The sequence below is a fragment of the Peptoclostridium sp. genome (genome assembly GCF_009881055.1).
In the GTDB taxonomy this organism is placed as follows: Bacteria; Bacillota; Clostridia; order Peptostreptococcales; family Peptostreptococcaceae; genus Peptoclostridium_A.
This window is the reverse complement of the sequence record NZ_WXFG01000020.1, coordinates 106,605-113,738: the sequence shown is the minus strand read 5'-3', so window position 1 is coordinate 113,738 and position 7,134 is coordinate 106,605. Positions and strand designations below refer to the sequence as shown.

General features: G+C 41.4%; 6 protein-coding genes and 1 riboswitch. Of the genes, 5 read left to right on the top strand and 1 reads right to left on the bottom strand.

The genetic code is table 11. From position 1 onward, the window contains the following. Nucleotides 1–672: 672 nt before the first annotated feature. The 5 genes from atpE (at nt 673) to mnmA (ending at nt 6,226) form a co-directional block, all read left to right on the top strand. Entirely contained in the window at nt 673–945 is a 273-nt protein-coding gene (gene atpE / locus GT589_RS04985) for an ATP synthase F0 subunit C (RefSeq protein ID WP_293396912.1), read from the top strand. Nucleotides 946–1,049: 104 nt separating this feature from the next. Beyond that, nucleotides 1,050–1,147: riboswitch (NiCo riboswitch) on the top strand. Between the two features lie 41 nt (nt 1,148–1,188). Next, nucleotides 1,189–3,681 carry a cation-translocating P-type ATPase gene (locus GT589_RS04980; RefSeq protein WP_293396900.1) on the top strand — a complete coding sequence of 831 codons (2,493 nt, stop codon included), beginning with the start codon at nt 1,189–1,191 and terminating at the stop codon, nt 3,679–3,681. A 339-nt stretch (nt 3,682–4,020) separates the two neighbouring features. Then, complete coding sequence (locus tag GT589_RS04975; RefSeq protein WP_293396897.1) at nt 4,021–4,572, top strand: rhodanese-like domain-containing protein; 552 nt, start codon at nt 4,021–4,023, stop codon at nt 4,570–4,572. Next, on the top strand, nt 4,556–5,056 hold the full coding sequence (locus GT589_RS04970) for a hypothetical protein (RefSeq protein WP_293396894.1): 501 nt from the start codon (nt 4,556–4,558) through the stop codon (nt 5,054–5,056). The genes GT589_RS04975 and GT589_RS04970 overlap by 17 nt, the downstream gene beginning before the upstream one ends. A gap of 102 nt (nt 5,057–5,158) precedes the next feature. After that, complete coding sequence (gene mnmA, locus GT589_RS04965; RefSeq protein WP_293396891.1) at nt 5,159–6,226, top strand: tRNA 2-thiouridine(34) synthase MnmA; 1,068 nt, start codon at nt 5,159–5,161, stop codon at nt 6,224–6,226. A 60-nt stretch (nt 6,227–6,286) separates the two neighbouring features. Here mnmA and GT589_RS04960 read toward each other — a convergent pair whose 3' ends face one another. Then, entirely contained in the window at nt 6,287–6,919 is a 633-nt protein-coding gene (locus GT589_RS04960; protein WP_293396888.1) for a TetR/AcrR family transcriptional regulator, read from the bottom strand. Nucleotides 6,920–7,134 lie beyond the last annotated feature (215 nt).

Here is a 7,134-nt window from a genome sequence, read left to right as displayed (position 1 = left end):
GGGTAGGAACTATCCGAATTAACGCCTGTGGAGAATGCGATGCAGTAAGGTCGGTCTGAGAAGCAGGAAAATGATGTCGAGAGACAGAAGCCCGTGACTTTAGTCATGGGAGGTTCACAATAAGATGGGAAGGCACTTTGAATGTTAAAAGCATGTTAATTTCTAATAAGAGGACATTTCATGAGATAATACGTCTAAAATGGACTTTAGATAAGATAAAATACTATAAATCTATTTAAATATGAAATACTGCTTAATACATTGAAATACAGGTAAAATTAAAGCTTACATTTTATTAGGAAAAGAGTTATACTATCTTTCATGATAAAGATTATTAACTAAATGAGTTGACACACTTTGCAAACATACATCTATAAACAAGGCCCCTTTCTGCTTTTTTTGAAAAAATTCCTGTCGTTAAAGAAGCCCTTCAATATCAGTATCTTTTCAGTTTGTCAAAGTTCGGGGTTAACGAGTTTAATATTAATTTTATCGGGTATATTTCAAATCACGGGGTTAGAATACGAACTGCATGTGATAAGTCACCTGGGATGGGCAGGTCGATGCTTGTTTAAACAGCGTTAAATTATTTCCCCTATTAAAAATATTATAAAATGGATTACTACATATTGCAGCATGCAGTAAGCAGTAACAAGGAGGAAACATAAGATGATGTTCGATATAACAGATAGAGATTTAGTAATAGCCCTTTCAGCTATAGGAGCAGGTTTTGCAATGATCGCTGGTATTGGACCTGGTATTGGACAAGGTTACGCGGCTGGAAAAGGTGCTGAAGCTGTTGGAAAGAGACCTGAAAATCAGGGTCAGATAGTCAGTACAATGCTTCTTGGCGCTGCGGTAGCAGAATCCACTGGTATATTTGGTCTCGTTGTTGCGCTTATAATGCTTTTTGCAAATCCTCTTATAGGAGCTATAACAAAATAATATTTTGAATCAATGAGATTGAGCTGATAAAGTCAGCGATTGATAAAAAGCTGTTTTTGTTTTTTTAATATATAATATAAATGGGTATTATTATCTCAAATAACAAATATGTTTTGGAGCAGGCTATGTGCTTGGATTCCAAGTGCGTATAGCTCGGCTGGCAATTTGCTGGCAGCAGGTAAATATTACCTGTGGGACCGTTTTTTCATGGTTCCACAGGTTTTTTTGTTAGGGGGGATATTTATGCCAAAGTTCAATGGATTCAAGGGGGATTACTTCGGGCTCACATCCGAAGAGGTTGCCAAGCTGCAAGAAAAGCATGGTTACAACGAAATAGTGCCAGAGAAGAAAGAAAACATACTGCACAAGATTTTGCATGTATTCGAAGAACCCATGTTTATTCTTCTATTTGTAGCTGCGGCAGTATATTTTTTTCTGGGTGAACCAAGAGACGGTACCACGATGCTGGTTTTTGTAGTTGTCATAGCCGCTATTGAAATGTTCCAGGAATGGCGGACTGACAAGACGCTAAAGGCTCTCAAGGATTTGTCGGCACAAAGAGTGAGGGTTATAAGAAACGGCGAGCTGGAAGATGTAGACAGCCGGCTGCTTTGTGTGGGAGATATTTTCATTGTGGAGGAAGGCGAAAAGATACCTGCTGACGGTGAAATTGTTGAGATGTTTGACCTTGGAATTGATGAGTCAATTCTCACGGGTGAGTCAGAGGTTGTATGGAAAAAGCTTGAAGTTGTGCAAGAGGAACAGGAAGCTCACTGGAGAAGGGACAGATGCTATGCCAGCACAATGGTTACTCAGGGCACGGCTATAATAAAAGTAACAAGCATAGGGCTTGAAACTGAGTACGGCAAGATTGGACTTGATGTGGCGTCGGTGGAGAGCGAGCCCACGCCGCTTGAAAAGCAGACAAGGTGGCTTGTGAAGGTCTGTGCAGTTATAGGATTTGTACTTTTTGTGATGGTTTTCCTGGTGACATATTTGCACAGCGGCAGCGTGGTATCCGGAATTCTTTCGGGAGTAACCCTGGCTATGGCCATGATTCCCGAAGAGTTTCCGGTGGTGCTTACAATATTTCTTTCAATGGGGGCCTGGAGGCTTGCAAACAAGAACTCCCTGATAAGGCGCATGCCTTCGGTTGAAACGTTGGGTTCAGTTACAGTACTATGCGTGGACAAAACAGGTACTCTTACAATGAACCAGATGGCAGTAAGGGATACATGGACAAAACCAGACACAGGTCACGGAGTATTGCTTGAGGTTGCAGGGCTTGCATGTGAAACGGAGCCGTTTGATCCTATGGAAAAGGCGATACTGGAATATGTTCAGGTACATCATATAAACAAGGAGGAGCTTTTTGACAAGGAGCTGCTGTTTGAGTACCCGTTCAGTTCTGAAACCAAGATGATGGGTCATGTTTGGGAGGTGGGAGGAAAGCCGTATCTGACAGCGAAAGGTTCTCCTGAAAGCATACTGCCCCTTTGCATGCTGGATGACACTCAAAAGAATATTATAGATGATTTCCAAAACAGTATGTCTGAAAAAGGCCTAAGAGTAATAGCCGTTGCACACAGAAACGGTTTTGATACTATACCTGAAGAACTTTCAGAAAATAGACTTGATTTTGTAGGGCTCATAGGTCTTGCGGATCCACCACGGGAATCAGTCCCTGATTCAATAAGGCTCTGCAAGGGGGCTGGAATAAGAGTTGTAATGATAACCGGAGACAATGGGGTTACGGCACGTTCCATAGCATGCCAGATAGGGCTTGATAATTGCGATGATGTGGTAACAGGCAAACAAATAGACAATATGGGCGATGAACAGCTTAGAGATGCTGTAAGGCATGCGAACATTTTTGCCAGGGTGATTCCAAGACACAAGCTGAGAATTGTCAAGGCGCTCAAGCAAAATGGCGAGATAGCAGCAATGACGGGAGACGGAGTAAATGATGCTCCAGCGCTCAAATACTCTGATATAGGCGTGGCAATGGGCATGAGGGGTACTGGCGTTGCTCGCGAAGCCTCCGACATGATTTTGCTGGATGATAACTTCACAACCATTGTCGATACGGTAAGAGACGGCAGGCGGATATATGACAACATAAGAAAAGCCATAGGGTACATTTTTGTTATCCACATTCCAATAGCCCTCATGGCGCTGGTAGTTCCGCTTATGCACATGCCGCTGATGCTACTGCCTATACACATAGTGCTTTTGGAGCTGGTGATTGACTCCACGTGCTCGATAGTGTTCGAAAGACAGCCAGCAGAGAAAAATATTATGGAAAGGCCTCCGAGGAATCCTAAGGAGCCGCTAGTGACAAAAAATCTCATGGCAAAATCCATACTCCAGGGACTTGCCATATTCGCGGCTGCATTCGGATCATACTACTATCTGCTGCAGGGCGGAAGTTCTGAAAATGAAGCTAGAACCTTTGCCCTTGCTGTTATGATAATATCCAATATAATTTTGGTCTATGTGAATCAGTCAAGTACGGAATATGCAGTAGCAGGTATTGTTAATTTCATAAAGGACAAGGTCATATGGACAATAAATATAGCAGTTGCAGCAATGCTTCTTACAATAATATACTTCCCACCGGCAAATGAAATAGCCAGAACGGTGCCGCTTGAGCCACTAAAGCTAATGTATGCAGTTGCCGTGGCAGGCGTTGCAACACTTTGGTGGGAAATTGCAAAGGCACTGACCCGAGAATAAAGAAATGGAGTATAACCTAAATATAAAAAGCCGTCTGAAAAAGGACGGCTTTTCATATGCTGATAATAGCATGGATTTTAGTGCAGAGAGATTATAAAAAAAATGTGGGACTTTTGAATAGGCATACCGTGTACGGGTTGGAGCTCCTGTGAGCTTGGAAGTGGCATGAAAGGCCAAACCTAAAGGCGAACAATCAAATGCGAATCATTATAAAAATTATCTATAAATACATAGTTTGGCATTAAATTAAATAATTGGATTTTATCGATTCCCTATCATAGAATTAATTAAAATGGGTAGAAAATACCTGATAACTATAATTTAAAGGGAGGATGTAAAATGAAAAAAAGAATTATTGCATTAGTGGCAGTACTTGCGCTTTCAGTTTCTGTTCTAGCAGGCTGCGCACCAAAAACTGAGGCTCCAGCAGCTCCGGCAACACCAGCAGCAACAGGGGTGGGAACAGCTCCAGATGGCAGCGAGGTGGCTATAGAAAAGGCTACAATGAAGTTCATAAATGACTATCAGGCGGGCGGCTACAAGCTTGTTTCAACTGAAGAGCTTAACAAATGGATTGGCGAAAAGAAAGATATGATAATAATAGACACAATGCCTGCGGATTTCTATTCAAAGAACCGCATACCAGGAGCGCTGAATGCAGAGCTTCCAAAGACAGGAATGGCTGATGCAACTGAAGAGCAAAAGGCAGCTTTCATAAAACTGCTTGGCGAAGACAAGAGCAAGACTGTAGTTGTTTACTGCGGATTCGTTGGATGTGCAAGAAGTGACGTTGGTGCGGTTATAGCTAAAGAGCAAGGCTTTACTGACGTATACAGAGTGCCAGGCGGATTCATAGCATGGCAGGAAGCTGGATATGAAGTTGAAAAATAAGACGTCAAGGCTGTCGCTACTGGCGGCGCTTGTGCTAATGCTTACAGCAGTCTTTGCAGGATGTGCAGGCTCATCTGATTCCCTCATAGAAAATGAAGTCAATCCCCAGATAGATGTATACGGGGTTAAGATCTATATGGATGAGCAGAAGGTCCATGAGAGCGTAGGCTCGCAGGGCGAGAGGGCTATGTGCGTATACGGCTATGAGTACGAATATGCTGACAAGGACATAAACATAGGGTTCAATGCTGAAACAAAGCAGGTAAGAAGGGTGGGGACCAAGAATCCCGAGACTTCGATATATGGCATAAAGCCGGGTGCAGACCTTGAAACGGCCTACAAAGCGCTAGAAACAAACGGCTTTGCAAAGGACGAGGACTCCAAGTACGTTTTCCGCAAGGAGAATGTTATATTTACAATAACATCAATGAAAGGCACAAATGCTGACGGTCTTACGATAGAACTAGATCCGAACCAGAAATAATGGCAGTCTCCCGATTTTCGGGAGGCTGTTTTTTCGTTTCACAAGGAGCCTGTTTCGTGCTAAAATCAATGTGCAGTACATTAATAAAGAAGGTGATTTGACATGGATGGCTTTGGCAAAACTGTTGCCGTGGGTATGAGTGGCGGAGTTGACAGCTCTGTGGCGGCTTATATACTCAAAAGCAGGGGATATAATGTAATAGGATTGACAATGCTTCTTGGAAAGGGAAGCGAGTCCGAGCGCTCTATAAAAGACGCCAGACGTGTTGCTGAAAAGCTTTCGATTCCGCATAATGTTGTGGATTTCAGTCATATATTCGAGGAGAAAATAAAAGGTGAATTTATAAGCGAATACCTCAGGGGAAGGACTCCCAATCCGTGCGTTACATGCAACAGGATAATAAAGTATGGCAAATTCATGGAAGCGGCGATGGAATTCGGTGCGGACTACCTGGCGACTGGACACTATGCTCGGATTAAATATGATTCGGAGAAGTCAATATACAAAATACTCAGAGGCAAGGCAAATAGGAAGGATCAGTCCTATGTGCTATACTCACTGGGTCAGGAGCAACTGAGCAGGATTATTCTTCCTCTTGGAGAATATGAATCCAAGGATGAAATAAGAAGTATAGCCAACATGTTTGATCTTGATATATCTGAGAAAAAAGACAGTAATGGCATATGCTTTATACCAGATGGAAATCATAAAAGGTATATTGCTGAAATCCTTAGAGGGACGGCTGAAAGAGGAGCAATAAGAGACACAGATGGAAAGCTTCTCGGCAGCCACAGCGGCATATTCAAATATACAATAGGCCAAAAGCGTGGACTTGAGGTGGAGCTGGAGAGGCCTTTGACTGTAATTTCTATAGATTCCGAAAAAAACGAGATAATACTTGGCGACGATTCTCAGGTTTACTCAAAGGGTTTGATTGCAAGCAATTGGAGCCTTACATCAGGCCAAATGAACTTCGATGAGCTGGATGTACATGCAAAAATATGCCAATGGGGTTATTTTATAGAATCCAAGGTGACCCAAACAGATGACGGTAAGCTGTGCGTAACATTTGAAAAGAGCGAAAGGGCTGTCACTCCGGGACAATCAGTAGTTTTCTACAAAGAAGACGAGGTAATAGGCGGAGGCATAATAGAGCATGATATAAGATAAATAACAAAAAAGAGTGTACACCTTTTGATGGTATACACTCTTTTTTGTTATTTATGCTCCTTATGCGCCTTTTATATAAACCATAAGACTATCGAATAGCAGTTCTAGATAATCAGCCCTTTGGAAAGGGTCGAAGTAGTCTACATCTATCATGGAATGCATTTTACCGGCAATCAGAACCGGAGCAGAAATAGCTGCCATGGCCTGGAATAAAAGTTTTTTAGCACGTGGTTTGTCTATCGATGGATTAATTTCTGAAAGCGAGTCCATGAGAAGCCTAAGGCCTGAATGCTTGAAATATTCTTCATAGTGTATGAAAATGGATGATTTCTTGACTGTCTGGAATACGAAATTTTTAATTATGGAAGGGTGCTCTATTATTATCGAAGTGTATTCATCGAAAAATCTCTTAAGTCTTTCTTCGGCAGCTGAGTCTTTGCACTCCAGATGATTGAATGCTGTTTCAAGCTTGAGTGTGATCTGTTTCATTGCCTCGTTCAACAAATTGTCCTTAGAACCATAATGATAGTTTACAAGAGCTATATTGACGTTGGCATATTGGGCTACCTTTCGTACTGTTACATTTTCATAGCCGTATTGGGATATTATATGAAGGGTGGCTTTGAGTATCCGCTCCTTTGTTTCAAGATTCTGAAAATCATGGTATTTGATATCAGGATATTTTATATTCATAAATTAGACAACTCCCGGATTTTTTTAAACAAAAAATCTTGTTCTAAATTAATTTTAAAATATTACTGTTTGTCGTGTCAATAAAAATTAACAATTCAAAACGCTTGAATACATTGACAAAAAAATGGTTTGGGCATATCATATATAGTATTAAACATTAGTTTAAACACAGTTTAAATGGAAAAATATGAAAAATAATACACAATGCAAATAAA